Origin of the sequence: Janibacter sp. GS2 (genome assembly GCF_051200835.1) — a bacterium.
Taxonomy (GTDB): domain Bacteria; phylum Actinomycetota; class Actinomycetes; order Actinomycetales; family Dermatophilaceae; genus Janibacter.
The window spans coordinates 3,006,860-3,031,084 of the sequence record NZ_CP195161.1 but is presented as its reverse complement, the minus strand read 5'-3'; the positions used below and the strand labels follow the sequence as shown (position 1 = coordinate 3,031,084).

General features: G+C 69.1%; 23 protein-coding genes and 2 pseudogenes. 14 read left to right on the top strand and 11 right to left on the bottom strand.

The features are described 5' to 3' along the window. Position 1 precedes the first annotated feature (1 nt). A complete protein-coding gene (locus tag ACR9E9_RS14690; protein WP_435199736.1) occupies positions 2 to 463 on the bottom strand; it encodes a CoA-binding protein in 462 nt (153 codons plus the stop codon). Between the two features lie 122 nt (positions 464 to 585). Here ACR9E9_RS14690 and ACR9E9_RS14685 point away from each other — a divergent pair, with 122 nt between their 5' ends. Then, positions 586 to 1,761 (top strand): nucleotide sugar dehydrogenase, encoded by a 1,176-nt coding sequence (locus ACR9E9_RS14685; RefSeq protein ID WP_435199734.1) that lies wholly within the window; start codon positions 586 to 588, stop codon positions 1,759 to 1,761. Positions 1,762 to 1,792: 31 nt separating this feature from the next. Further along, the gene (locus tag ACR9E9_RS14680; protein ID WP_435199732.1) at positions 1,793 to 2,962 is read left to right on the top strand and encodes an acyl-CoA dehydrogenase family protein; all 1,170 of its coding nucleotides are present in this window, start codon (positions 1,793 to 1,795) and stop codon (positions 2,960 to 2,962) included. 267 nt (positions 2,963 to 3,229) lie between these two features. Here the strand turns inward: ACR9E9_RS14680 and ACR9E9_RS14675 are convergent, their stop codons facing one another. The 3 genes from ACR9E9_RS14675 to ACR9E9_RS14665 all read right to left on the bottom strand — a co-directional run bounded on the left by ACR9E9_RS14675 (position 3,230) and on the right by ACR9E9_RS14665 (position 4,589). After that, positions 3,230 to 3,649, bottom strand: coding sequence for a VOC family protein (locus ACR9E9_RS14675; protein ID WP_435199730.1), 420 nt, complete (start codon positions 3,647 to 3,649; stop codon positions 3,230 to 3,232). A gap of 80 nt (positions 3,650 to 3,729) precedes the next feature. Further along, positions 3,730 to 4,248, bottom strand: coding sequence for an HAAS signaling domain-containing protein (locus ACR9E9_RS14670; RefSeq protein ID WP_435199728.1), 519 nt, complete (start codon positions 4,246 to 4,248; stop codon positions 3,730 to 3,732). Then, a complete protein-coding gene (locus ACR9E9_RS14665; protein WP_435199726.1) occupies positions 4,245 to 4,589 on the bottom strand; it encodes a PadR family transcriptional regulator in 345 nt (114 codons plus the stop codon). Before ACR9E9_RS14665 ends, ACR9E9_RS14670 begins: the two co-directional genes overlap by 4 nt. A gap of 423 nt (positions 4,590 to 5,012) precedes the next feature. On the opposite strand from ACR9E9_RS14665, the gene ACR9E9_RS14660 reads away from it, so the two are divergent. From ACR9E9_RS14660 to ACR9E9_RS14645, 4 genes and pseudogenes are all read left to right on the top strand, one after another. Next, a complete protein-coding gene (locus ACR9E9_RS14660; RefSeq protein ID WP_435199724.1) occupies positions 5,013 to 5,243 on the top strand; it encodes a ribbon-helix-helix domain-containing protein in 231 nt (76 codons plus the stop codon). After that, positions 5,218 to 5,286 (top strand): annotated as a pseudogene (locus ACR9E9_RS14655) (hypothetical protein); the annotation flags it as partial. The gene ACR9E9_RS14660 and the pseudogene ACR9E9_RS14655, both read left to right, overlap by 26 nt. Positions 5,287 to 5,377: 91 nt before the next feature. Beyond that, on the top strand, positions 5,378 to 5,578 hold the full coding sequence (locus ACR9E9_RS14650; protein WP_435199722.1) for a type II toxin-antitoxin system PemK/MazF family toxin: 201 nt from the start codon (positions 5,378 to 5,380) through the stop codon (positions 5,576 to 5,578). 268 nt (positions 5,579 to 5,846) lie between these two features. After that, positions 5,847 to 6,053: pseudogene (locus ACR9E9_RS14645) on the top strand (IS256 family transposase); the annotation flags it as partial. A gap of 369 nt (positions 6,054 to 6,422) precedes the next feature. Here the strand turns inward: ACR9E9_RS14645 and ACR9E9_RS14640 are convergent. Further along, positions 6,423 to 7,283, bottom strand: a complete 861-nt coding sequence (locus ACR9E9_RS14640; RefSeq protein WP_435199720.1) for a 3-hydroxybutyryl-CoA dehydrogenase — start codon at positions 7,281 to 7,283, stop codon at positions 6,423 to 6,425. Between the two features lie 116 nt (positions 7,284 to 7,399). Here ACR9E9_RS14640 and ACR9E9_RS14635 point away from each other — a divergent pair, with 116 nt between their 5' ends. Genes ACR9E9_RS14635 through ACR9E9_RS14625 form a run of 3 tightly spaced genes read left to right on the top strand, consistent with a single transcriptional unit; the run spans position 7,400 to position 10,223 of the window. Further along, a complete protein-coding gene (locus ACR9E9_RS14635; protein ID WP_435199718.1) occupies positions 7,400 to 8,119 on the top strand; it encodes a (Fe-S)-binding protein in 720 nt (239 codons plus the stop codon). Continuing rightward, complete coding sequence (locus ACR9E9_RS14630) at positions 8,116 to 9,603, top strand: lactate utilization protein B (protein WP_435199716.1); 1,488 nt, start codon at positions 8,116 to 8,118, stop codon at positions 9,601 to 9,603. The genes ACR9E9_RS14635 and ACR9E9_RS14630 overlap by 4 nt, the downstream gene beginning before the upstream one ends. Next, positions 9,600 to 10,223: a LutC/YkgG family protein gene (locus ACR9E9_RS14625; RefSeq protein WP_435199714.1), complete on the top strand. Its 624-nt coding sequence runs from the start codon at positions 9,600 to 9,602 to the stop codon at positions 10,221 to 10,223. The genes ACR9E9_RS14630 and ACR9E9_RS14625 overlap by 4 nt, the downstream gene beginning before the upstream one ends. Here the strand turns inward: ACR9E9_RS14625 and ACR9E9_RS14620 are convergent, their stop codons facing one another. Further along, the gene (locus ACR9E9_RS14620) at positions 10,224 to 11,153 is read right to left on the bottom strand and encodes an LCP family protein (RefSeq protein ID WP_435199712.1); all 930 of its coding nucleotides are present in this window, start codon (positions 11,151 to 11,153) and stop codon (positions 10,224 to 10,226) included. It abuts the gene before it with no gap. A gap of 522 nt (positions 11,154 to 11,675) precedes the next feature. Here ACR9E9_RS14620 and ACR9E9_RS14615 point away from each other — a divergent pair. Then, complete coding sequence (locus ACR9E9_RS14615; RefSeq protein WP_435199710.1) at positions 11,676 to 12,668, top strand: glycosyltransferase family 2 protein; 993 nt, start codon at positions 11,676 to 11,678, stop codon at positions 12,666 to 12,668. A 7-nt stretch (positions 12,669 to 12,675) separates the two neighbouring features. Then, entirely contained in the window at positions 12,676 to 14,835 is a 2,160-nt protein-coding gene (locus ACR9E9_RS14610) for a SpoIID/LytB domain-containing protein (RefSeq protein ID WP_435199708.1), read from the top strand. Between the two features lie 39 nt (positions 14,836 to 14,874). On the opposite strand, the gene ACR9E9_RS14605 is transcribed toward ACR9E9_RS14610, so the two are convergent. Together ACR9E9_RS14605 and ACR9E9_RS14600 are read right to left on the bottom strand one after the other, a co-directional pair. Next, complete coding sequence (locus ACR9E9_RS14605) at positions 14,875 to 15,516, bottom strand: 3-oxoacid CoA-transferase subunit B (RefSeq protein WP_435199706.1); 642 nt, start codon at positions 15,514 to 15,516, stop codon at positions 14,875 to 14,877. Position 15,517: 1 nt separating this feature from the next. After that, positions 15,518 to 16,327 (bottom strand): CoA transferase subunit A, encoded by an 810-nt coding sequence (locus ACR9E9_RS14600; RefSeq protein ID WP_435199704.1) that lies wholly within the window; start codon positions 16,325 to 16,327, stop codon positions 15,518 to 15,520. Between the two features lie 284 nt (positions 16,328 to 16,611). Here ACR9E9_RS14600 and ACR9E9_RS14595 point away from each other — a divergent pair, with 284 nt between their 5' ends. Further along, positions 16,612 to 20,178, top strand: a complete 3,567-nt coding sequence (locus ACR9E9_RS14595) for a peptidoglycan-binding protein (protein WP_435199702.1) — start codon at positions 16,612 to 16,614, stop codon at positions 20,176 to 20,178. 45 nt (positions 20,179 to 20,223) lie between these two features. Here the strand turns inward: ACR9E9_RS14595 and ACR9E9_RS14590 are convergent, their stop codons facing one another. Together ACR9E9_RS14590 and ACR9E9_RS14585 are read right to left on the bottom strand one after the other, a co-directional pair. Then, positions 20,224 to 20,940, bottom strand: a complete 717-nt coding sequence (locus ACR9E9_RS14590; protein WP_435199700.1) for a TIGR03089 family protein — start codon at positions 20,938 to 20,940, stop codon at positions 20,224 to 20,226. Between the two features lie 68 nt (positions 20,941 to 21,008). Continuing rightward, on the bottom strand, positions 21,009 to 21,827 hold the full coding sequence (locus ACR9E9_RS14585; protein WP_435199698.1) for an aminoglycoside phosphotransferase: 819 nt from the start codon (positions 21,825 to 21,827) through the stop codon (positions 21,009 to 21,011). Between the two features lie 29 nt (positions 21,828 to 21,856). On the opposite strand from ACR9E9_RS14585, the gene ACR9E9_RS14580 reads away from it, so the two are divergent. Further along, positions 21,857 to 22,762, top strand: a complete 906-nt coding sequence (locus ACR9E9_RS14580) for a DNA-3-methyladenine glycosylase family protein (protein ID WP_435199696.1) — start codon at positions 21,857 to 21,859, stop codon at positions 22,760 to 22,762. Between the two features lie 37 nt (positions 22,763 to 22,799). Here the strand turns inward: ACR9E9_RS14580 and ACR9E9_RS14575 are convergent, their stop codons facing one another. Further along, complete coding sequence (locus ACR9E9_RS14575; protein ID WP_435199694.1) at positions 22,800 to 23,750, bottom strand: 2-phospho-L-lactate transferase CofD family protein; 951 nt, start codon at positions 23,748 to 23,750, stop codon at positions 22,800 to 22,802. Between the two features lie 175 nt (positions 23,751 to 23,925). Here ACR9E9_RS14575 and ACR9E9_RS14570 point away from each other — a divergent pair, with 175 nt between their 5' ends. Then, on the top strand, positions 23,926 to 24,213 hold the full coding sequence (locus ACR9E9_RS14570; RefSeq protein WP_435199692.1) for a WhiB family transcriptional regulator: 288 nt from the start codon (positions 23,926 to 23,928) through the stop codon (positions 24,211 to 24,213). Positions 24,214 to 24,225 lie beyond the last annotated feature (12 nt).

Genomic DNA, 24,225 nt, shown 5'->3' with positions numbered 1-24,225 from the left:
ATCAGCGGATCGCGCCCTCGTTGCGCAGGTGGCGCCACTCGATCTTCGGGCAGGTGTCCATGACGACGAGCAGGCCTGCCTCGCGGGCCCGGTCGGCTGCCGCCGGGTCCTCGACACCGAGCTGCATCCAGATGGCATCGATCTGCAGCCGGTCCTTGTGGGCGATGGCCTCGTCGACGATCGCCCCGACGTGCTCCGAGTTGACGAAGCAGTCCACCACCTTGATGTCACCGTCCGGGATGTCGGCCAAGGAGGCGTAGCCGGTGTCCCCGTCCACGGTCTCCGCAGAGGGATGCACGGGGATGATCGCCTTGTGCATCTCCTTCTTGAGCCACTGCGCGACGCGCAGGGCGTCCCGGTCGTCGTTCGTACTCAGTCCCACGACGACCCAGGTGCCCGGGTCGGCGATGAGGCGCCGCATCGTCTCGGTGTCATTCCTGTGCGTGAGGCTCATATGACCCATCCAACGCTCACTGCGGCCGGGAAGCAATGGCCCACGCCATGGCTGGTCACGGAATCTGCGGGCTCGTGGGACATAATGCCGCGGGGAATGATCCCCAGACCCCCAGCGCAGTGAGGAACCACGTGACTACGAAGATCGCGGTCGTCGGGACCGGCTACGTCGGCCTGTCCATGGCCGTCCTGCTCGCCCAGCACAACGAGGTCGTCGGGTTCGACATCGACTCCCGACGGATCGAGATGCTGGGCGAGGGCCGCAGCCCGATCCAGGACGAGGAGATCATCGACTTCCTCGCCCACCGGGAGCTCGACCTGACCTTCACCCTGGACAAGGAGCAGGCCTACCGGGGAGCGGATTTCGTCGTCATCGCCACGCCGACGGACTACGACCCGGACACGAACTACTTCAACACGAGCACGGTCGAGGGCGTCGTCTCGGACGTCATGGCCATCAGCCCTGACGCGACCATGGTCGTCAAGTCGACCATCCCCGTCGGGTTCACGGCCGCGCTCCGCGAGAAGCTCGGGACGGACAACCTGATCTTCAGCCCGGAGTTCCTACGTGAGGGCAAGGCACTGCAGGACAACCTGCACCCGAGCCGGATCGTCGTCGGCGAGGTCAGCGACCGTGCCCAGCGCTTCGCCGACCTGCTCACCGGAGGGGCCCTGGACACCGACGTCCCCGTCCTGCTCACCGATGCCACGGAGGCCGAGGCGATCAAGCTCTTCGCCAACACCTACCTGGCGATGCGTGTCGCCTACTTCAACGAGCTGGACACCTTCGCCGCGACCCATGGGCTGAACACCCGTCAGATCATCAACGGCGTCGGGCACGACCCGCGGATCGGCACGCACTACAACAACCCGTCCTTCGGCTACGGCGGATACTGCCTGCCGAAGGACACCAAGCAGCTCCTGGCCAACTACCAGGAGGTGCCGCAGAACCTCATGCAGGCCATCGTCGACTCCAACCGCACCCGCAAGGACTTCGTCGCCGAGGACATCCTCGCCCGCCACCCCAAGATCGTGGGCGTGCATCGGCTGATCATGAAGTCCGGCTCGGACAACTTCCGCGCCTCGTCGATCCAGGGGATCATGAAGCGGCTCAAGGGCAAGGGTGTCGAGGTGGTCATCTTCGAGCCGGAGCTCACCGAGGACGAGTTCTTCGGCTCGACGGTCATGCGTGACCTGGACGAGTTCAAGCAGGCGGCCGACGTGATCATCGCCAACCGCCGCACGGCGGACCTCGAGGACGTCGCGGAGAAGATCTACACCCGTGACCTCTTCGGCACCGACTCCTGAGCCTGCGCGGGCGCAGGTAGCATCAGGGAACGTGAGCGCCAACACCGACTTCGACCTGTTCCGCACCTCCGAGGACCACGAGGCCATCCGCGAGGCGGTGAGGGCCGTCGCCGAGGACAAGATCGCCCCCTTCGCCGCGGAGGTCGACGAGGAGTCCCGCTTCCCCAGCGAGGCCAACCAGGCGCTCATCGCTGCCGACTTCCACGCCTCGCACGTCGCGGAGGAGCACGGCGGCGTCGGCGCGGACGCGCTCGCGGTCTGCATCATCATCGAGGAGGTCGCCCGTGTCTGTGCCTCCTCCTCACTCATCCCGGCGGTGAACAAGCTCGGCTCGATGCCGGTCATCCTCGGCGGGTCGGACGAGCTCAACGCCAGGTACATGCCGCGCCTGGCGAAGGGGGAGGGCTTCTCCTACGGTCTGTCCGAGCGTGAGGCCGGCTCGGACACCGCCGGTATGAAGTGCAAGGCCACCAAGGACGGCGACGGCTGGATCCTCAACGGGCAGAAGGCGTGGATCACCAATGCCGGTGAGTCCGAGCTGTACACGGTCCTTGCCGTGAGCGACCCCGACGGTGCGCGGGGCAACAACATCTCCGCCTTCGTCGTGGAGAAGTCGGACGAGGGCTTCGGCTTCTCCGAGAAGGAGCGCAAGCTCGGGATCAAGGGCTCGCCCACCCGTGAGCTGCACTTCGACAACTGCCGCATCCCCGGCGACCGGATCATCGGCGCCGAGGGCGAGGGGCTGAAGATCGCCCTGCGCACGCTCGACCACACGCGGGTGACGATCGGCGCCCAGGCCGTCGGCATCGCCCAGGGTGCCCTCGACGAGGCGCTGGCCTACGTCAAGGAGCGCAAGCAGTTCGGCAAGAACATCGCCGAGTTCCAGGGCATCCAGTTCATGCTGGCCGACATGGCCATGGAGCTCGAGGCCGCGCGTCAGATGGTCTACGTCGCCGCATCCAAGTCCGAGCGCCACGACGACGACCTGCCCTTCTTCGGCGCCGCTGCCAAGGCCTTTGCCTCCGATGTCGCGATGAAGGTGACCACCGACGCCGTCCAGCTGCTCGGTGGAGCCGGGTACACCCGCGACTTCCCGCTCGAGCGGATGATGCGCGACGCGAAGATCACCCAGATCTACGAGGGCACCAACCAGGTGCAGCGGGTCGTGATGGCACGTCAGCTCCTCAAGGGTCTTGCGTAGGGGAAGAGTCTCCCGGTTTTCGGCTGCCAACGCGAAGGACTTCTCCGCTCCTGGGAACACGTCGGCGAGGAACGGAAGGACATGTACGTCCACGGCATCGTTGCTTGAGCGCCGCTCTTGACCGTCGCATCGCCGACAGGGCCGTTCCCGCAAGTGGAACCTGTTCCGATCGCACGCGCTCTACCGCAGCGCCATGATCCCAGACTCTGTCATCACGCAGGCGCCGGTGTGAAGGCGCTCGTGCAGGTGGTGAGGTGCTGCTAGAGGTCAGGTGTCGGCGAGATGGGGTGTGGAGCAGGCACCCAACAAGAGGCCATCTGCCGACTGAAAGCGTGCGATGACCTGACCCCACGGCTCGGTACGGACTTCGTGGACCAGGCCATAGCCGTGTTCGTGAAGTTCCGCCGCGGCGGACTCGACATCGTCCACCTCGAACTCGATCGTGGCCTGCGGAATCGGATGCGTGGCCGGCCACTGCTCGGTGCCGAAGCAGGCGTACGCGGCCTCCGACAGGGGCCACACCCCGAAATGCTTGGTGCCATCGATGCGCTCGGAGTAACGGTACTCGGCGGTCGGGACACTGGTCGGCGGCCGAAGAGGAAGGCCCAAAGTGTCGACGAAGAGGCGAACGTCGTGACCCGGTGTACTGCTGATGACGGCAAATCCAGCGACAAAGAGAACGTTCATGAACTGAGCCTCCCATCTCCATGCAACGCTGCTGGACCCTCACCGGTCAGCGATGGGCCAACGGTGATCAGGCTGGGGACCTATCCGAAGATCTCGATCAGCCCCCAGGTGATCAGGATCATGCCGATCGGAAGACCGGCCAGTGCCGCCCAGACCCAGCGCGGCATCGGCACCATGTCGACGCCGGTGCGGGGATCGCGTACGGGAGTCGACCCGCGATGCACGTTGATCGCGACCGGGATCGCGATGAGCACACCGATTGCCAGCCACAACAGACCGGACTGACCGAGTTGGTGCTCGCCCAGCAGGAGTCCAAGGGCGCCCTGGGCGATCAGCCAGCCGGCGACGCCGGCGGCCAGGGCAGTCACGGCAGTGTGCCACCACGGCGAGGGCCGCTGCTCATCCGATAGCTGCGCGGCGTACGCCCGCGGTGGACCAAAGGCCTCGACCGGGTCCTCGCCGGTCTCGGCGACGTGGCTTTCCACCTCGGCCACGATCTGCCCGATCCGCTCTCCAGGGACTTCCTTCAGGCGCAGAATGGCGATCAACGACTGCCGGTACTCGCTCACGGCTCGATCGCTGTCAGGGTCAGTGTTCATGACACCCTCCTCGTCTCGGGCAACAGCCCAGCGACCCAGCCAGTGAAACTGCGCCAGGCCTCAGTTCGCTGGACCAGATGCTCTCGACCCAGCTCGGTGATCGTGAAGAACTTCCGTCCCGGCCCCTGAATGCCCTCCCGCCACGACGACTCCACCAAGCCATCACGCTCCAAGCGGTTCAAGACCGGATACAACGTGCCGCCTTTGATCGTGCCCAGACCCGCGGACTTCAGCTGCTGCGCGATCAGGTACCCATAGGTCTCGCCCTCGGCCACCGTGGCCAAGACGGCAAGGGGGAGAACGGCTCGCAGCCACTCCGTGGGCAGATCTTCCGACTGCATGACTAAACTCTATGTGCCACTAGTTAGCGATGCAACCTAGAGGACCCTTCCCGCGACTTTCTCCTGTGGTCGAGCACGCGGATGAAACCACCTATCCACACCTTTGGCGCCCGCGACACCACGAGGGCAAGGCTCCCCCTGCGAAGCCCTGCCCCCGTAAGCCGTGCGCTCACGCGGGGGCGCACGGTCGGTCAGCGGATGCCCTGCTCGGGCATCCGCTGACACAAGAAGCGATCTAGGAGCTGAACGCGTGCCGGTCGATGGGAACGAATGCCCAACGGCCGCCCCCGAAGCCGGCCGTACAGATGCCCGAAGGTCTGTGCGCAACACCGCCGCGCACTCCCTATGAGGATCCCGTTGCGGCGACGAGCCACGTGCGATCACGGCAGTGCTCCGGCATGCACACCACAGTAGTACTGCAGCATGAAACTCAGTATCAGTCTGCCTGATGAGGATGTGGCCATCCTCGACGAGTTCGCCCGCAACGCCGGCCTGCCCTCGAGGTCGGCCGCGTTGCGCCATGCCGTGCGCATGCTGCGGCTGCCCGACCTGGGGCAGGACTACGAAGCTGCATGGCAGGAGTGGGAAGCAGCAGGCGACCGAGCGGCGTGGAGCGTGACCGCGGCCGATGGGATCGCCGATGCTGCGCGGTGAGATCCGGCTCGTCGACCTGGACCCGAGGCGCGGAAGCGAGGCCAACAAGCGACATCCGGCGGTGATCGTCAGCAACGACCGAGCGAATTTCCGTCGCGGCGCAGCTCGGCCGCGGAGTGGTCACCGTCGTGCCGGTGACCCGCAACACCGACCGAATCTTCCCCTTTCAGGCACTGCTACCCGCAGCCGCGACCGGCCTGCGGCAGGACTTCAAGGCCCAGGCCGAGCAGGTCCGTTCGATTGCGGTCGAGCGGCTCGGCGCGGTCCTCGGGAGGGCCCCCGTGGCCGTCATGGTGCAACTCGACGAGGCGCTGCGCCTCCACCTACAGCTGTAGCGACCTGGCCTTTCCGCAGCGGGATCGACGTGCGGCCGATCGCTTCAGTCTGGTTGTGCATGGCCGGTTCAGCTGCGGCCGATACACCAAGTCAGCTGCTGTGTTGATCGAGTGAGGTTTGCACTCGACGCTCCTCTTCATCAGTCAGCCCGCCTGCCTGGGCTCGGCCCTTTGGTTCTCGTAGGCGAGCGTGTCCAGCAGGGTGTCGTCGAGAGGGCGAGTCACCAAGCCGGCAGCACGGGCACGGTCGGTGTTCGCAGTGGCGAGGGCGTTCGCGACCGTCCGGCTCCGGCAACGCGTGACCAGGGGACCCGGCTCCCGGGCCGCGGGCGTGGCGATGGCGTTCAAGCTCATCGAGTCCGCACAGGCCCGTGGCGGAAGGTCAACGCACCCCAACTCGTCCCCCCTCGTCCGCGCCGGCGCACGCTTCGAGAAGAGCAAACTCATCGAACGAGGCGAAACGGGCGCAGCATGAGCACCCCGCGCACCGGAGCTCCGCGTCACGTTGAACTGGGGGTCCCCGACATCGACGAGCAACGCACAGTACGGGTGGCTGCGCGCTCGGCGACCGAGTGTCGCGCCGTACAGCTTGGAAGATTGCGCGTGAGCACGGCTGGGACACGATCTATGCTGCGGAGTGCCTCGTCGTCACCAAGCTCCAGGCGGATGTCCTTGTCACGGTGACGAGTCGCTGGCAGCACAGGCCGATGGCATCGTGCCGCTTGCTGGCATCACAGCTCTCACCGTCGATCGACGATGACGGGAAGGAGCCGTCCCGATGGTCGATCGGGATTCGGTGATGGCGAGGATCGCTGCGAAGACCCGGGTCGGCGCCAGGCAGGTCCTACCGGTCGTAGGTGTAGAAGCCGCGGCCGACCTTGCGGCCGAGCAGGCTCGCGTCGACCATGCGGGCCAGCAGCGGCGGCGGCGCGTAGAGCGGCTCCTTGAACTCCTCGTAGAGCGACTGGGCGACGGCCATCGTCGTGTCGAGGCCGATGAGGTCGGCGAGGGCCAGCGGACCCTGGGGGTGGGCCGCTCCGAGGACGAACCCCTGGTCGATGTCCTCGGCCGTGGCGAAGCCGGACTCGTACATGCGGATCGCGCTGAGGATGAAGGGGATGAGCAGGCTGTTGACGACGAAACCGGCCCGGTCCTGGCAGGTGATCGCGTGCTTGCCGAGCGTGCCGTCGACGTAGGCGCGGGCGCGCTCAGTGGTCTCCTCGTCCGTCATGAGGGAGGGGACGAGCTCGACGAGCTTGAGCACCGGGACCGGGTTGAAGAAGTGGACGCCGAGCACGTTGTTCGGACGCTTCGTCACGGTGGCGAGCTTCATGATCGGGATGGAGCTCGTGTTGGACGCGAGGATCGCCTCGCGGGACTGGACGATCTCGTCCAGCTGCTTGAAGAGCTCCACCTTCGCGCTCTCCTCCTCGACGATGGCCTCGACGACCATGTCGCGGTCGGCCAGATCACCCAGCTCGGTGACCACCCGGATCCGCGCCAGGACCGTGTCGGCGCTGTCGAGGCGACCGCGCTCCTGCGCGCGACGCAACGACTTCTCCAAGCGGGCGTGGCCGGCGTCGGCCCGCTCCGGGCTCGACTCGACGACGACGACGTCCGACCCGGCGCGTGCGCAGACCTCGGCGATGCCGGCACCCATGAGGCCGCATCCCACGACCCCGATCTTCTCCAACGTGTTCTCCATGCCCGTCACACTATCCGCGTGTGACGGCACTCACCCACGCGGGTGGAGGCATAGCCTTGAGGGCAGACCGGGTGTCCGACTCTCGGCGGTGAGGGGGAGCGATGAGAGTGGCGCTCATGGCCACGTGCCTCGGGGACACGATGTTTCCCGAGGTCGCACGGGCAACGGTCCGCCTCCTCGAGCGACTCGGTGTGGACGTGGAGGTCCCCGACGGAGGGACCTGCTGCGGCCAGCCGATGATCAACACGGGCTACTTCGACGAGGCGGAGCCGCTCGTGCGCAACTACGCGCGCACCTTCGCCGACTTCGATGCCGTCGTCCTGCCGTCGGGGTCCTGCGCCGGGTCCGTGCGACACCAGCACGAGCTCGTGGCGCGCCGCTGCGCGGACGACGACCTCGTGGCCGCAGTCGAGCACCACGCGCCGCGCGCCCATGAGCTCTCCGAGTTCCTCGTCGACGTCCTCGAGGTCACGGACGTCGGCGCCTCCTTCCCGCACACAGTGGCCTACCACCCGACCTGCCACTCGCTGCGCATGCTCGGGGTCGGTGACCGACCGCGGCGGCTGCTGGAGGGCGTCGCTGGGTTGCGCCTCGTCGACCTGCCGCAGGAGCGGGAGTGCTGCGGCTTCGGTGGGACGTTCGCGCTGAAGAACGCTGACGTCTCGACCGCGATGGGCGAGGACAAGGCACAACACGCCATCGACTCGGGAGCCGAGGTCCTCGTCGCCGGCGACTCCTCCTGTCTCATGCAGATCGGCGGGCTGCTCTCTCGCAGAGGGGCGCCCGTCCGCACCATGCACCTCGCCGAGGTCCTCGTGTCGGAGGAGGGTGCATGACCGCCACGCAGAGCCCGCATCCGACCTTCCTCGGGATGCCGCCCTTCCCCGAGGCCGCCAGGGCCGCCCTGGGCGATACGCAACTGCGCTCCAACCTCCGCCACGCCACGAGCACGATCCGCGAGAAGCGGAGCCGGGTCATCGACGAGCTCGACGACTGGGAGGGTCTGCGCACCCGGGCCGCTGACATCAAGGACCACGCGCTGCGTGATCTCGGCGACCACCTCGAGCTCCTCGAGCGGCGTCTCATCGAGCGCGGTGTGACGGTCCACTGGGCGCGCACCGACACGGAGGCGTGCGCGATCGTCGCCGACATCGCGAAGGGGCACGGGGTCGAGGAGGTGGTCAAGGTCAAGTCCATGGCCACCCAGGAGATCGGCCTCAACGAGGCCCTCGCCGACGAGGGGATCGCGGCGTGGGAGACCGACCTCGCCGAGCTCATCGTCCAGCTCGGCCATGACCTCCCGAGCCACATCCTCGTGCCGGCGATCCACCGCAACCGCACCGAGATCCGCGACATCTTCGCCGAGGAGATGGGCCGGGCCGGACGACCTGCTCCCGCGGACCTCACCGACGAGCCCGCGGCGCTCGCCGAGGCCAGCCGCCTGCACCTGAGGGAGAAGTTCCTCCGGGCCAGGATGGCCGTCTCCGGGGCGAACTTCGCGATCGCCGACACCGGGACTCTCGTCGTCGTTGAGTCCGAGGGCAATGGCCGTATGTGTCTGACCCTGCCCGAGGTCCTCGTGAGCGTCGTGGGGATAGAGAAGGTCATCCCCACGTGGGGGGACCTCGATGTCTTCCTGCAGCTGCTCCCGCGCTCGAGCACGGGGGAGCGGATGAACCCCTACACCTCGACGTGGTCCGGAGTCACGGCAGGGGACGGGCCGCAGGAGTGCCACGTCGTGCTCCTGGACAACGGTCGGACCAGGGCGCTCGCCGATGAGGTCGGACGCCAGGCCCTGCGGTGCATCCGGTGCTCGGCCTGCCTGAACATCTGCCCCGTGTACGAGCGCACCGGTGGGCACGCGTACGGGTCCGTCTATCCGGGTCCGATCGGGGCGATCCTCACGCCGCTCCTCAAGGGGGTCGGCACGAGCGACCAGGTGGACTCCCTGCCGTATGCCTCCAGCCTCTGTGGCGCCTGCTACGAGGTCTGCCCGGTGAAGATCGACATCCCGAGCGTGCTCGTCGACCTGCGTGCCCAGGTCGTCGATGCCCACCGCGGCGCGATCCCCTCCGCGGAGGCCGCGTCGATGCGTTCGGCTGCGTGGACGCTGTCCAGCTCGCGGCGCCTCGCCCTGGCGCAACGCGCCAGCGGACTGGGTGGCCGCGTGCTCGGCCGCTTGAGCCGCCGCGAGGACCGTTCCGGCAGAGCGGTGCTCGGGTGGTTGCCTCTGGTCGGCGCCCAGTGGACCCGCTCTCGGGACATGCCCGTCCCCCCGACCGAGTCCTTCCGACGCTGGTGGCGCAGGAGGTCACGATGAGCGCACGCGAAGAGATCCTCGCGGCGGTCCGCTCCGCTGTGACCGACGCGCCTCGACCCGCCCCGGCTGCGGACCGTCCCGCGGTGACGCCCCCGGGCCGCGCCGAGATGCTCGACCGCTTCGTCGAGCGCGTCGAGGACTACCGCGCGAACGTCATCCGGTGCACCCCTCCAGACGTGGCGTCGCAGGTCCTCTTTGCGCTGGGGGACGCGCGTCGGGTGCTTCTGCCCGAGGGGCTGCCCGAGGCGGTCATCGAGGCCGTCACCGCCCGCGTCGGCGGTGAGGCGACCTCATCCGGCGAGGTCGCGGATGCGCGGCTCGAGACGTACGACGTCGTCGTCACGACCTGCGCCGCGGGGATCTCCGCCACCGGCACCGTCGTGCTCGACCACGGATCCGGTCAGGGGCGTCGAGCCCTGACGCTGCTTCCTGACCGACACGTGTGCATCGTGCGCGCCGACCAGGTCGTCGCCGACGTCACCGACGCCGTGCGCCGCCTCGACCCCGTCCGTCCCCAGACATGGATCAGCGGGCCGAGCGCCACGAGCGACATCGAGCTCAGCCGGGTCGAGGGTGTCCACGGTCCCCGCACGCTGACGCTCCTGCTCGCCGGGAACTGATCAGCCGTCGTCGGGCTCGATCGAGATCGGGTTGTCCTCGTCGAGATCTGTGAAGAGCTGCTGCGACTGCTCCTCATCCCACTGGACGGCCGACCCGGCAGGGGTCGGGAGGTTGTTGTTGGAGATCGGCACGGTCACCGAGTTGCCGTTCCCGCCGGAGATCCCGCGGAAGGCCCACAGCGCACGCGCGGTCCCGATCATGGAGTCGTCCTCACCGACGGTCAGGGCGCTCGCAGTCGCGGTGCCGAGCGAGTGGAGCCGCCAGGGCAGGAGCACATTGGCCGGGGTCATCATCTTCCCGGAGAGGGCCCCGAGGAACTCGCGCTGACGTCTGGCCCGACCGAGATCGCCCTCCGGGTCCGAGTAGCGGGCCCGCACGTACCCCAGGGCAGTCTTGCCGTCGAGGTTCTGGCAGCCCTTGGTGAGGTCGATGTGGGCCTTCTCGTCCTGCATGTCGTTCTTGACGCAGATGTTCACGCCGTCGACCGCGTCGACGACCTGGGCGAAGCCACCGAAGCCGATCTCCATGTACCCGTCGAGCTCGAGGCCGGTGTTGTGCTCGATCGTCTGGGTGAGCAGCTTCGGGCCGCCGATGGTGAAGGAGGCGTTGATCTTGTTCATGCCGTGCCCGGGGATCTCGACATAGGAGTCGCGGGGGATCGACAGGAGGGTGGAGTCGCCGCCGCCGGTGTGCAGGACGAGGACCGAGTCGGTGCGCGCTCCACCTGTGTCGTGACCGGTCCCGAGGGTGTTGCGCTCCTCACGGGTGAGGCCCTCGCGGGAGTCGCTGCCGACGAGCAGGACGTTGCGGCCCTTGCTGGACGGGCGGTCGCCGCCGGGGTCGGCCGCGACCTTGTCCACCTCGTTCCACGAGGAGTTGACCGCCCAGATCATCCCCCCGGCCCACGCGAGGAGGAGGACGAGCAGCATCGTGAGGACCGTGCGACCGGGGCGACGACGTCGCGTGCGCCCGGCGCCCGCGGATCCGCCTGGTCCTTCGGGCCTACCCCGTCCGGTCGGTCGCGTGGGACGGCCGGGCCCGCCGGAGCCGGGTCGGTCGGCGGTGGGACGCGAAGGGGGAGTCCCCGCGGGCATCACCCGGGTGCGTGGCTCCTCGCTCGGCCGCGGGGCGGCGGCGGGTCGGCGCGGGGACTCGGGGCGCTGACCCGCGGGGCCGGGCTGGCCGGGGTCCGGACGTGCCGGGCGCTCGCGCCTGCCGGTGGGGATCGCCCGGGCCGTCTCGTCGCCTGCTCCGCGACGCCCACGTCGGGAGTCGAAGACCAACGCGTCGTCGTCGCCACTCCGGCGGGACGAGGGGTCGTCGGAGGGCCGGCGAGGACGAGGAGGGCGATCAGGCATGCCGTCGAGGATAGGAGGAAAGGCTGGCAACCCGCATGACCACGGCGGCGCGTCCCCCGGAAGCCGCGGTCGGCGTTGTCCATACTGGAGCGCGTGCGTCCCCGAGTCAGCGTCATCATGCCCGTTCTCAACGAGGAACGGCACCTCGCCGACTCCGTGTCGAGGGTCCTCGGTCAGGACTGGCCCGGAGAGCTGGAGCTGGTCCTCGCGCTCGGTCCCTCGACGGACGCCACTGACGAGGTTGCCGCCGCCATCGCGGCCGCAGACTCGCGCGTGCGCACCGTGCCCAACCCGTCGGGGCGGACCCCCGACGCGCTCAACGCTGCCATCCTCGCCTCGAGCGGGGATGTCGTGGCCCGGGTGGATGCCCACGCGGAGATCCCGGTCGACTACCTCAGCCGCGCGGTGGCGGCCCTCGACGAGACGGGCGCGGACAACGTCGGGGGAGTCATGAACGCCGTTGGGGAGAGCGACCTCGAGCGGGCGGTCGCCTGCGCCATGAAGAGCGCCTTGGGAGTCGGAGGCGCCCGGTTCCACACCGGCGGAGGAGCGGGGGAGGCCGACACCGTCTACCTCGGGGTCTTCCGCCGGGCGGCCCTGGAGCGCGTCGGAGGCTACGACCCGCACTTCGAACGGGCGCAGGACTGGGAGATGAACCACCGCATCCGCACCAGCGGTGGCCTGGTCTGGTTCACACCGGAGCTCGTCGTCACCTATCGCCCGCGATCGACGGTGCGCTCGCTGGCCGCTCAGTACCGAGGCTACGGTCGGTGGCGCAGGGTCGTCGCCCGCCAGCATCCGGGCACGGCGAATGCCCGCTACCTGGCGCCGCCCGCAATGGTCGTCGGTGTCGTCGCGGCGACGGCGATGGGCATCGGCTGGCGACCGGCCCTGCTGGTCCCGTCCGGGTACGCCGCGGCGGTGGGCCTCGGCGGGTGGCTGATCTCGGCGGGGGAGCCCGGCCGAGTCCGGGCGCGCGTCCCGATCGCCATCGCCACGATGCACTGGGCGTGGGGCATTGGCTTCATCACCAGCCCGAAGCGGCTCGCGAAGGGGCTGGCGCCGGACTCGTCCGCATGTCCATAATCCCTCCATGAAAATGATGCCCCGCGACGCCGGGGCGCGACACGTCGCCTTCGTCCTGCTCATCGTGCTCGCCGTGGTCCTTGCGTCCGTGGTCCCCGTCGGTCCGCCCGACGAGGCACGCGCGGCAACGTCGTCCACGACCGGCTCGGCCGCGAGCGCCCCATCGTGGACCTTCTCCGGATCAGGTTTCGGGCACGGCGTCGGCATGAGCCAGTACGGCGCCCGGGCCCAGGCCGAGGCCGGCCGCTCCGCGCGGGAGATCCTCGCCTTCTACTACCGAGGCACCACGTACGACGCGGTGCCCGACACGCAGGCGATCCATGTCAACGTCCTGCGGAGTGCCTCCACGGCGACCATCAGCGGGCGCTCCGTGCGGACGAAGGGCGGCAAGCTCACCGTGAGTGCCGGGGGCCGCACGTTGTCGACCGTCGCAGGGAAGCCGGTCACCCTCAACCGTCGCGGCAGCGCGGTCGTCGCCACGTGCACCTCGTGCTCGCCGTCATCGGTCAGCGGCACCTCGGTGACCGTGACCTGGGACGAGTACCGGACCGAGATGGTGCACGGGGCGAAGCGCTATCGGCATGCTCCCTTCGTCGTCTCACGGACGCCGGGGGCGGCGACCCTCGAGGGAGTGCTGCAGCTGCGCCTGGCCGACGAGTACCTCGACCAGGTGCGAGAGGTCCCGTGGTCGTGGCCGGGTGCCGCGCAGGAGGCTCAGGCGGCCGCGGCCCGGGCCTACGCGCTGCGCAAGGTGGCCGGCGGCATCCGCAGCACCTGCGCCTGCCACGTGACGAATGGTCACGCCGATCAGGTCTACGGGCCGGTGCCGGGGGCCGACGAGGCCGCGTGGTGGCCCCGGTGGCGGGCTGCCGTGCGTGCGGGTGGACACTCGAGCGCCGGGTACGTTCCGCGGTACGGCGGCCAGATCATCGACGCCTACTACTCCTCCTCAAGTGGTGGTCGGACCGTGGCGAACGAGGACGTGTGGCTCAGTGGGGCCCCGGTGCCCTACCTGCGCAGCACGAGTGATCCGTGGAGCACCACCACCGTCAACCACCGACGGACCTGGACCTCGACGGTCTCCGGGACAGCAGTGGCCAAGGCCTTCGGGCTGAGCGATGTGGCCCGGCTGGACCTCAGCGACCGATCGAGCGCGCACACGGTGCGCACTGCCACCGCCACGTCCGCGAGCGGTGCGCGTGCCGCCCTGACCGGTGATCAAATGCGCTCGCGGCTCTCCCTGTCCTCGGCGTCCTTCCGGCGGGCCACCACCCGAACCTCAGGGTCGTCCGTGGCCGGCATGGCCGCTGCCGCCGCCAGGAGTGCACCCGCGGGCGCGACCGAGGTGGTCATCGCCAGCGGGGACGAGAAGGACGTCGCGCACCTCGTCATGGCGCGGCCGCTCGCCGGGGCCTTGGGCGCACCCTTGCTCACGAGTGGACGTGACTCACTCGGCTCGGCGACCGTGCGCGAGCTGGATCGACGTGGCAGCAGGATCACGCGTGCCCACCTCGTCGCCGGGGGGCCGATGGTCTCGTCGCACGTCGTGGACCAGTTGGAGGCACGCGGCATCACCGTCACCCGCGTCGGTCTGTCCGACAAGGACGCCACCTCGGCGGCGATCGTCGACCTCATGGAGGCCAGGGGTGGGGTCTCCGTCGCCGGCGCGTCCAGCCAAGCGACCGTCCCGGAGGCCGGCGCGTACTCAGCCGTTGCGGCCCGGCGCGGCGAACCCGTCGTGTGGGCCGGTCCGACGAAGGTCGGATGGCGGTCACGCGCCGCGCTCAAGAGGGCCGGAGTCCGCACGGTCCGACTGGTCGGGTCCACGTCACGGCTGTCCTCGGAGGTGGGCAGGGACCTCTCGGCGAACGGTTTTCGCACCATGCGCTTCAGCGGGTCCAGCTCCGCGCAGGTCTCCGCTGGTCTTGCGGAGTACTTCCGCAACACCTTCACCGGCTCCGAGGCGGTCCTCGCGCGCTACTCCGGAAGCCGCACCAGTGATGCAGCCATGGCGGCCGGCCTCGGCAGACCCGTCCTGCTGGTCACCACCGGTGCACCGGGCTCCGTGACCGGGGCGCTGCAGCGCCAACCGCGCTGGTCGAGGCTGCGTGCCTTCGGCTCGACCCGGGTGGGGCCCAACACCCTCACGCGCGCGAGCGAGGCCTGACGCACGTCAGGCCTCGCTCGCGGAGTCGGGTGCTGCGGGTCAGCCGACGAGGTCGACCGCGAGGCTCGCTCCGGTCTTGTCCTTGACCTCGGCCTCGGTGACACCGGGGGCGAGCTCGCGCAGGACGAAGCCGTCGTCGGTGACGTCGATGACGGCCAGGTCGGTGATGATCCGCTGGACGACGCCCTTGCCGGTCAGCGGAAGGTCGCACGCCTCGAGGATCTTCGGCGTTCCGTCCTTCGCGGTGTGGTCCATGAGGACGATGACCTTCTTCGCCCCGTGGACGAGGTCCATCGCGCCACCCATGCCCTTGACCATCTTGCCGGGGATCATCCAGTTGGCGATGTCGCCGTTCGCGGCCACCTGCATGGCCCCGAGGATCGCCGCGTCGACCTTGCCGCCGCGGATCATCGCGAAACTCGTGGCCGAGTCGAAGATCGAGGCGCCCTTGCGCAGGGTGACGGTCTCCTTGCCCGCGTTGATCATGTCGGCGTCGACGGCGTCGTCGCCGGGGTACGGGCCGACGCCGAGGATGCCGTTCTCCGACTGGAGCACGATCTCCACGTCGTCGGGAACGTAGTTCGGCACGAGGGTCGGCATGCCGATGCCGAGGTTGACGTAGTCACCGTCGGTGAGCTCGGCCGCTGCGCGAGCCGCCATCTCTTCGCGGGTGAGTGCCATGTCAGGCCTCCTTCTTCTCGTCGCGGACGGTGCGCTTCTCGATCCGCTTGTCGGCGGCCTGCTCGGGTGTGAGCGGGACGACCCGCTGGACGTAGATGCCGGGGAGGTGCACGTCGTCGGGCTCGATGTCGCCGGGTTCGACGAGCTCCTCGACCTCGGCGATCGTCACGAGACCGGCGATGGCGCACAGGGGGTTGAAGTTGCGTGAGGTGGTGCGGAAGACGAGGTTGCCGTGACGATCCCCCTTCCACGCGCGGACCAGGGCGAAGTCGGCGGTGATCGCCTCCTCGAGGACGAACTCGTGGTCGACGGGCAGCGACTCGCCCTCGCGGGTGCGCTCCTTGACGGTGAAGGTTCGGGTCTCCTTCGGCGGCGAGGCGAGAGCGACCTCGCCCTCGGAGTCGTAGCGCCACGGCAGACCACCCTCGGCGATCTGGGTCGCGACGCCCGTGCGGGTCCAGAAGCCGGCGATGCCGGAGCCCCCGGCACGCAGCTTCTCCGCGAGCGTCCCCTGCGGGGTCAGCTCGACCTCCAGCTCACCGGACAGGTACTGCCGGGCGAACTCCTTGTTCTCGCCGACGTACGAGGAAACCATGCGGCGGATCTGGCCACCGGCCAGGAGCACGCCCAGTCCCCAGTCATCGACGCCGCAGTTGTTCGACACGCATTCGAGGTCCTTCACCCCCGATGCGCGCAGAGAGTCGATGAGCACGCTCGGGATACCACACAACCCGAAGCCGCCCACCGCAAGAGTGGCGCCGTCGCGGATGTCCGCGACGGCCTCGGCGGGAGAGGAGACGACCTTGTCCATGCCTCGACACTAACTGTCCGGGTCCGGGGGCGTGGTGTGGCCCCGGCACATGCTTTCGGGGCACGGGAGGACGAGGCGCACGGTCGACCGTGACGATCGCCGGTCGGGATCGAGCAGAAATCACAGGGACGTAATTCCACGCATGGGTCTGGCGTGTTCTGTGTGACTCATGGAATAAGAGTGTCGGGCCTGATTTATGAGTCGCATGAGCCTCGTGTGACGACTGGGGCCACCACACCCACACCGGGCCACCCCTGCCCGCTTCGCCACCTAGGAGCAGACGCGTGTCACGTTCCGTCCGCATGGTCGGTGCCGTCCTCATCCCGGCATTCACCCTCCCCCTCGCCACCGGGAACGTCGCTCGCGCCGCCGTTCCCAGCCCTCCGACGAACAACAGCCTCCCCAGCGGCCTCGACATCGCGTCGCCGTACGTGCCCCAGTCCGTGTGCGATCCCACCGCCAAGCCCGGCGTCACGGCATTCGCCCGACTCATGGCCAACCACTACGACGAGTACAGCTACGGCATCTCTCGTCAGTGCAACTACGGCCTGACCGAACACTCCGAGGGCCGAGCCCTCGACTGGATGCTCAATGCCTATGACCCCCACGAGAGGGCCGTTGCCGACGGGGTGATCTCCTGGCTGCTCGCCCCCGATGCCCAAGGGCGTCCGGCCGCGATGGCGCGCCGTTTCGGGATCATGTACATCATCTGGGACCGGCAGATCTGGGGCACCTACCAGATGAGTTCCGGGTGGCGCCCCTACAACGGCGTCAGCCCGCACACGGACCACATCCACTTCAGCTTCAGCTGGGACGGCGCCATGCAGCGCACGTCGTGGTGGACGGGTAAGCCGTGGATGGACGTCACGCGCGGGCCGGGCGGTCCGACCGTCCCCATTACTCCTCCGGCGTCCTATCCGACCCTGCGGGAAGGTGCGGCTGGTCCCGACGTCGTGCTCGCGCAAAAGGTCCTCGGTGTGACGGCCGATGGGGCCTTCGGCCCCGGGACGAAGAGTGCCCTGATCTCCTGGCAGCGCAGGAACGGGGTGTCAGCGACCGGTGTGCTCGACTCGGCCACGTGGAACAAGATGGTCGCGCTGGGCGAGATCCCGGCTCGAGGGGACTCCACGAAGCCCACGAGCTACGACTCCGTTCGTCGCGGGTCGACCGGAGACTCGGTCAAGGAGCTGCAGCGCATCCTGGGGCTGCCCGTCGATGGTGTCTTCGGTTCGGGGACGGACGAGGCGGTGCGTGCGTTCCAGAAGAAGAAGTCGTTGCGGGTCGATGGGTTCGTGACGTCGAATGTGTGGAAGGCCCTCAAGGGTGAGAAGTATGTGAAGAACGGGACGCCGCCGAAGCCTGCGGTGACGATTCCGGACTCGGTGCGCAAGGGGTCGCGTGGTGCGGCGGTCAAGGAGCTGCAGAAGATCCTGGGTCTGACGGCCGACGGGGTGTTTGGCTCCGGTACGGACAAGGCGGTGCGTGCGTTCCAGAAGAAGAAGTCGTTGCGGGTCGATGGGTTCGTGACGTCGAATGTGTGGAAGGCCCTCAAGGGTGAGAAGTATGTGAAGAACGGGACGCCGCCGAAGCCTGCGGTGACGATTCCGGACTCGGTGCGCAAGGGGTCGCGTGGTGCCGCGGTCAAGGAGCTGCAGGGCCTGCTCAACATGCGGGTCAGTGGTGTCTTCGGTCCGGGGACGGACGAGGCGGTGCGTGCGTTCCAGAAGAAGAAGTCGTTGCGGGTCGATGGGTTCGTGACGTCGAATGTGTGGAAGGCCCTCAAGGGTGAGAAGTATGTGAAGAACGGGACGCCGCCGAAGCCTGCGGTGACGATTCCGGACTCGGTGCGCAAGGGGTCGCGTGGTGCGGCGGTCAAGGAGCTGCAGAAGATCCTGGGTCTGACGGCCGACGGGGTGTTTGGCTCCGGTACGGACAAGGCGGTGCGTGCGTTCCAGAAGAAGAAGTCGTTGCGGGTCGATGGGTTCGTGACGTCGAATGTGTGGAAGGCCCTCAAGGGTGAGAAGTATGTGAAGAACGGGACGCCGCCGAAGCCTGCGGTGACGATTCCGGACTCGGTGCGCAAGGGGTCGCGTGGTGCCGCGGTCAAGGAGCTGCAGGGCCTGCTCAACATGCGGGTCAGTGGTGTCTTCGGTCCGGGGACGGACGAGGCGGTGCGTGCGTTCCAGAAGAAGAAGTCGTTGCGGGTCGATGGGTTCGTGACGTCGAATGTGTGGAAGGCCCTCAAGGGTGAGAAGTATGTGAAGAACGGGACGCCGCCGAAGCCTGCGGTGACGATTCCTGATTCGGTGCGCAAGGGGTCGCGTGGTGCGGCGGTCAAGGAGCTGCAGAAGATCCTGGGTCTGACGGCCGACGGGGTGTTTGGCTCCGGTACGGACAAGGCGGTGCGTGCGTTCCAGAAGAAGAAGTCGTTGCGGGTCGATGGGTTCGTGACGTCGAATGTGTGGAAGGCCCTCAAGGGTGAGAAGTATGTGAAGAACGGGACGCCGCCGAAGCCTGCGGTGACGATTCCGGACTCGGTGCGCAAGGGGTCGCGTGGTGCCGCGGTCAAGGAGCTGCAGGGCCTGCTCAACATGCGGGTCAGTGGTGTCTTCGGTCCGGGGACGGACGAGGCGGTGCGTGCGTTCCAGAAGAAGAAGTCGTTGCGGGTCGATGGGTTCGTGACGTCGAATGTGTGGAAGGCCCTCAAGGGTGAGAAGTATGTGAAGAACGGGACGCCGCCGAAGCCTGCGGTGACGATTCCTGATTCGGTGCGCAAGGGGTCGCGTGGTGCGGCGGTCAAGGAGCTGCAGAAGATCCTGGGTCTGACGGCCGACGGGGTGTTTGGCTCCGGTACGGACAAGGCGGTGCGTGCGTTCCAGAAGAAGAAGTCGTTGCGGGTCGATGGGTTCGTGACGTCGAATGTGTGGAAGGCCCTCAAGGGTGAGAAGTATGTGAAGAACGGGACGCCGCCGAAGCCTGCGGTGACGATTCCGGACTCGGTGCGCAAGGGGTCGCGTGGTGCCGCGGTCAAGGAGCTGCAGAAGATCCTGGGTCTGACGGCCGACGGGGTGTTTGGCTCCGGTACGGACAAGGCGGTGCGTGCGTTCCAGAAGAAGAAGTCGTTGCGGGTCGATGGGTTCGTGACGTCGAATGTGTGGAAGGCCCTCAAGGGTGAGCCGTACGTGAAGAACGGCAGCACCGCGTCGGCGGCGCGATCGAGCCTCGCGCCGGCGCCGAATTCGAGCACCCCCACGAGTACGCCGGCGCCGAAGTCGAGCACCCCCACGAGTACGCCGGTGCCGAAGTCGAGCACCCCCACGAGTACGCCGGCGCCGAAGTCGAGCACCCCCACGAAGGAGCCGACGTCGACCTCGTCCTCGAGCAGGACGGCGGCCACCACCGTCAAGACGGACACGGAGTTCACGCCGCTGAAGTCCACGGTTCTGGCCGAGGGCTCCCGCAGCAGGGGCGTGAAGTCCGTCCAGAGGGCCGTCGGCGGCGTTGCGGTGGACGGGGCCTTCGGCCACGGGACGACGAAGGCGGTGCGCAGCTTCCAGCGGTCCACCGGTCTCGAGCCCACCGGCATCGTCGACGAGTCGACGTGGGATGCCCTCGAGGAGAAGAAGTACCCCTTCCTCAAGTACCGCACGACGGTCCTGAAGCCGGGCTCGACCGGACCCGCCGTCGAGGCGTTGCAGACCTACCTCGGTCTGCCCGCGGACGGCACCTACGACGCCTCCATGGAGGAGTCGATCAAGACAGTGCAGAAGCAGCACGGACTGACCCGCACGGGCTATGTCGGCTCGGTGACGTGGGAGGCGCTCGAGCGCGAGGTCCGCTCTCGCCACTGACCGATGACAGCGCCGGGAGAGGGCGTCACCGCGGCTGGTCCACGATCAGCCGGCGGTGACGCCCTCGCTGTGTGCCCGGTGCTCGACGGTCTCCGTGGTGACCGCGCCGAGGTGGACGACGAGGGAGCCGCCGTCCGCCCACGCGGCCAGGGCGCCGCGCACCAGCCCTCCGGCGCCCGGGTCGACCAGCTGCAGACGCGCCCCCGTCGGCACCGTCTCGGCGGCGACGACAGAGGCGACGGCGCCGCCGTGGGTGAGCACGCTGCCATCGATGGTCAACGCCGGGTCGTCCACGGACGGCTCCTGCCAGGCGTCGAAGTGGTCCCCGAAGGACGCCAGATCTGCCGCCTCGTCCATGACCTCCTCGGGAAGGTCGACTCCAGCGGAGCGGGCGAGGGCCCCGCGGGTGACGAGCACGGCGGGCCCACCGCCGGGGAGCCGGTCCGGGTCGTCGGTGATCACGAGGTCGGGGGAGAGCTCGCCGTCGAGGTCGACGTGCGCGCCGACGGACCACACCGCCCAGGTCCAGTAGAGGAGTCGCCAGTGCGGTCGCATCGCCAGGTGCACGACCGAGCCCGGCTCGATGTCCCACTCCTCCTGCAGTGCATTGCCTGCCTTGCTCACCCAGGTGCCGAGCACCCGACCCGACAGCTCGATGCGTTCGCCGGCGGTCGGTCCGGGCACGTCGTCGTAGCAGGTGATCCTCGGGGCTGCGGAGTCCCGGGCATTGATGGCGGAGAGGACTGCGGCAGGGGTGAGCATGCACCCACCCTACGAAGGGGGCGGTTGCCAGGGGACTCCCGCATGCCGCGCCGGACAGCGAGCGGGGCTCAGGCCCTGATCGAGGCGAGGAGCGGAGCCAGTGCCCACTCGAAGAGCGGCACGTCGGCCGGGCGGTCGCTGAGCAGACGGAAGATCGCGGACCGGGTCATCGCCTGACCGGACGGACCATCCGTCCACTCCTCCATGACGGCGGGGTCGGCACCGAACCGCAGGAGACAGTCGAGCACCACGGTGGCCTCGGCCCAGAGGGTCGGGCGCCAGTAGGGCGCAACGTCGATGACGACCGGAGCGCCGTCGGGGTCGAGGAGGACGTTTCCCGCGAGATCACCGTGCACGAGCCGGCGCGGACCGAGCGGGGTCGCGTCGCGATGCTCCGCCAGGGCTCGCAGGAGGTGCTGCCCGTCGGGGGCCAGCACATCGTCGGGGACAGGGGCTTCGCCGAAGGCGATCCGCTCGGCCTGCGCCCACCGGTTCGCAGGCGCCCGCTCGGCGGGCGGCCAGTCGGTGACGAGTCGAGCGAGCTCCGCGTGGAGCACCGCTCCGACGGCCAGCGTCGCGGCGAGATCCGTCAGGGTCCGGGTACCCGGCTCGTAGCGCGTCGCACCCCACCCGTCGACGACCCAGCTGCCGTCGCGGGCCGGCACGGGCATCGCGATCCGCAAGTCCCGGTGGTCACGCCCTGGGCGGGTGTCGAGGTCGACCGCGAGCCGAGCCAGGGTGGGGTTGAGGGCCTCCTGGAGCACCGGGTCGCGGCCGGGGGAGAGGACGAGGTCGCCGGCGCGGACACTGTGGCCCTGCCCACCCGGCACCGCTTCGGTGTCCGCGGGCACGGCGAAGAAGTCCAGCACGCGCTCGGTCGGTCGCATCGTCGTCAACCTACCGGCAGGCTGTCCTGGTGAGGACCCGCAGACACCGGCCGCCGACGCCGCTCGACGTGGACCGGACGCTGGCCCCCTTCGTCCGGGGGGCGGGTGATCCCACGTCCGCCCGTCGCCACGACGGCTGGTGGTTCGCGTGGACGACGCCGCAGGGTCCGGTGACCCTCCAACTGGTCGAGGACGGGGACGAGGTCCTCGCCTCGGCGTGGGGGGACGGTGGTGACTGGGTCCTCGAGCGGGTGCCGGACCTGCTCGGTGCACGCGATGACCCGAGTGGCTTCCTCCCGCGGCACGACCTCGTCGCCCGTGCCTGGCCCCGGCTGTCCGGGTGGCGCGTCGCCGCCAACGGACTCGTCGCGCAGATGCTCGTGTGCTCGGTCCTCGAGCAGAAGGTCACCGGCCGCGAGGCCTTCAGCAGCCAGCGCCAGCTCGTGCGGCGGTTCGGGACGCCCGCTCCCGGACCGGGCGCGCAGCTGGGGATGCGGTGTCCTCCGAGCCCGGCGGGGTGGGCACGGATCCCCTCGTGGGAGTGGCTCCGGGCCGGGGTCGACGGCTCGCGGTCGCGAACCGTGGTCGCGGCCATGCGCGTCGCCGGCCGCCTCGACCAGTGCGCCGACCTGCCGCTGGCCCAGGCCCGTGCCCGGATGCGTTCGCTGCCGGGCGTCGGGGTGTGGACCGCCGCGGAGGTGGCTCAGCGAGCACTCGGCGACAGCGACTCACCGAGCTTCGGGGACTATCACGTGGCCACGCACGTGACGCTCGCGCTGGACGGGAGGATCGGGGACGATGCGCGGATGGCCGAGCTGCTCGAGCCGTACTCGGGCCATCGCTACCGCGCTCAGCGGATCATCACCCTCGCCGCGCCCCGGGAACGCCGCGGCCCTCGCCGCAGCCTTCCTGGCCACCTGCCCACGCGCTTCTGATCCGGACCCGGGGCCGGGCAGTCAGCCGCCCCACGCCTCAGGAGCGAAGGGAGTCGGCCAGGGAGAGGGCCGACGCAGCGAGGTCGGCCGAGTCGGTGGCGTCGATCGGGCCGGAGTGGGTGCGCAGCGTCCACCGGCCACCCGTGGGACGGGCGCCGCCGTCGGACGGGTCGACGAGCCACCCGTCGAGGACATCGCGGTAGAGCCCGGCGACCCCTGCCGCCGTCGGCTCCACCCCCACCGTGGCCAGAGAGGCTGCCAATGCCTGGGGGACCGGGGCGGATCCGGTGACCGGGCTGACCCCGACCACGGGGGCCGAGGTGCCGCGCAGGGCGTCTCGGACCCCGGGCACGCCGAGGACGATGCCCAGGCCGAGGACCGGGTCGGAGGGCGGGAGCAGGACGAGGTCGGCGCCACGGATCGCCTCGAGGACGTCGGGGCCGGCAACAGCACGGTCCATCCCCGCCACGACGAAGCGCGTGGCGGCGGGGGCGCCGAGGTCGCGGCGCCACTGCTGCACGTGGACGGCCTGCTGGTCCTCCGGCCCGTCGAGCACCGCGTGCGTCTCCACCGGCACATTGCTCATCGGGAGGATCCGCACACCGCGGGCGGACAGGCCGCGACGTTCCGCCAGCCGGGTGGTGACCTCGGTCAGCGTCTCCCCCCGGGAGAGCCACGCGGTACGGGCCAGGTGCGTGGCCAGGGCGCGGTCGCTGACGGGGTACCACTGCGGTTCCAGACCGAGGGCCGCGAGCTCTGCGCGCACGACGTCGGAGCCTGCGGCGCCTGCGTCCACGCCGGCGAGCGTGTCCACGAGCAGGTCGAGGTCGGGGCACAGACGCAGGCCCCAGAGCGAGATGTCGTCACCGGTGCTGGCGATGACCGTGACCTCGCTGCCGGCGAGGTCGGGGGTGCTGTCGAGGTGCTCCAGCAGGCCACGGGTGAAGTGGGCACCGGCCTCACCCCCGGAGATCACGGTGATGCGCATGGGCCCATGTTCTCAGGCCCGCAGACCTGCCGTCGCATCGGCCGACCGTTCAGCGCTCCCTAGCCGGTTCGGCTTGACGGCGCACGCATGACACGCATGTAATTACAGACATGTCGTACCGGAGTTTTCGGTGAGACATGGAGTACGGGTCGAGTGCCGAGGTCGAGGAGGGACCATGCACGAACTTCATCTGATCACCGGGGACGAGCTCTCCGACGGGTTGTCCGAGCACGCCGAGCTCACGGAGTTGTCGTGGCAGGAGCGGTCGCTGTGCGCGCAGACGGATCCGGAGGCCTTCTTCCCGGAGAAGGGCGGATCGACGCGCGAGGCGAAGAAGGTCTGCACCGGGTGCGATGTGCGTCGGGAGTGCCTCGAGTACGCGCTCGAGCACGACGAGCGCTTCGGGATCTGGGGCGGACTCTCCGAGCGTGAGCGTCGCAAGCTCAAGAAGCGCGCAGTCTGACTGTCGGCGAGG

Coding starts and splice junctions, on each gene's coding strand:
- ACR9E9_RS14670 (WP_435199728.1), bottom strand. CDS start 4,248: ATGAACACTGACCCTGACAGCGATCGAGCCGTGAGCGAGTACCGGCAG.
- ACR9E9_RS14605 (WP_435199706.1), bottom strand. CDS start 15,516: ATGGCACTCACCCGCGAAGAGATGGCGGCTCGCGCAGCGGCCGAGCTC.
- ACR9E9_RS14625 (WP_435199714.1), top strand. CDS start 9,600: ATGAGCGCACGCGAAGAGATCCTCGCGGCGGTCCGCTCCGCTGTGACC.
- ACR9E9_RS14590 (WP_435199700.1), bottom strand. CDS start 20,940: ATGCTCACCCCTGCCGCAGTCCTCTCCGCCATCAATGCCCGGGACTCC.
- ACR9E9_RS14620 (WP_435199712.1), bottom strand. CDS start 11,153: ATGCTGCTCGTCCTCCTCCTCGCGTGGGCCGGGGGGATGATCTGGGCG.
- ACR9E9_RS14570 (WP_435199692.1), top strand. CDS start 23,926: ATGCACGAACTTCATCTGATCACCGGGGACGAGCTCTCCGACGGGTTG.
- ACR9E9_RS14690 (WP_435199736.1), bottom strand. CDS start 463: ATGGGTCATATGAGCCTCACGCACAGGAATGACACCGAGACGATGCGG.
- ACR9E9_RS14610 (WP_435199708.1), top strand. CDS start 12,676: ATGAAAATGATGCCCCGCGACGCCGGGGCGCGACACGTCGCCTTCGTC.
- ACR9E9_RS14635 (WP_435199718.1), top strand. CDS start 7,400: ATGGCCACGTGCCTCGGGGACACGATGTTTCCCGAGGTCGCACGGGCA.
- ACR9E9_RS14675 (WP_435199730.1), bottom strand. CDS start 3,649: ATGAACGTTCTCTTTGTCGCTGGATTTGCCGTCATCAGCAGTACACCG.
- ACR9E9_RS14660 (WP_435199724.1), top strand. CDS start 5,013: ATGAAACTCAGTATCAGTCTGCCTGATGAGGATGTGGCCATCCTCGAC.
- ACR9E9_RS14600 (WP_435199704.1), bottom strand. CDS start 16,327: ATGGACAAGGTCGTCTCCTCTCCCGCCGAGGCCGTCGCGGACATCCGC.
- ACR9E9_RS14665 (WP_435199726.1), bottom strand. CDS start 4,589: ATGCAGTCGGAAGATCTGCCCACGGAGTGGCTGCGAGCCGTTCTCCCC.
- ACR9E9_RS14585 (WP_435199698.1), bottom strand. CDS start 21,827: ATGCGACCGACCGAGCGCGTGCTGGACTTCTTCGCCGTGCCCGCGGAC.
- ACR9E9_RS14630 (WP_435199716.1), top strand. CDS start 8,116: ATGACCGCCACGCAGAGCCCGCATCCGACCTTCCTCGGGATGCCGCCC.
- ACR9E9_RS14575 (WP_435199694.1), bottom strand. CDS start 23,750: ATGCGCATCACCGTGATCTCCGGGGGTGAGGCCGGTGCCCACTTCACC.
- ACR9E9_RS14640 (WP_435199720.1), bottom strand. CDS start 7,283: ATGGAGAACACGTTGGAGAAGATCGGGGTCGTGGGATGCGGCCTCATG.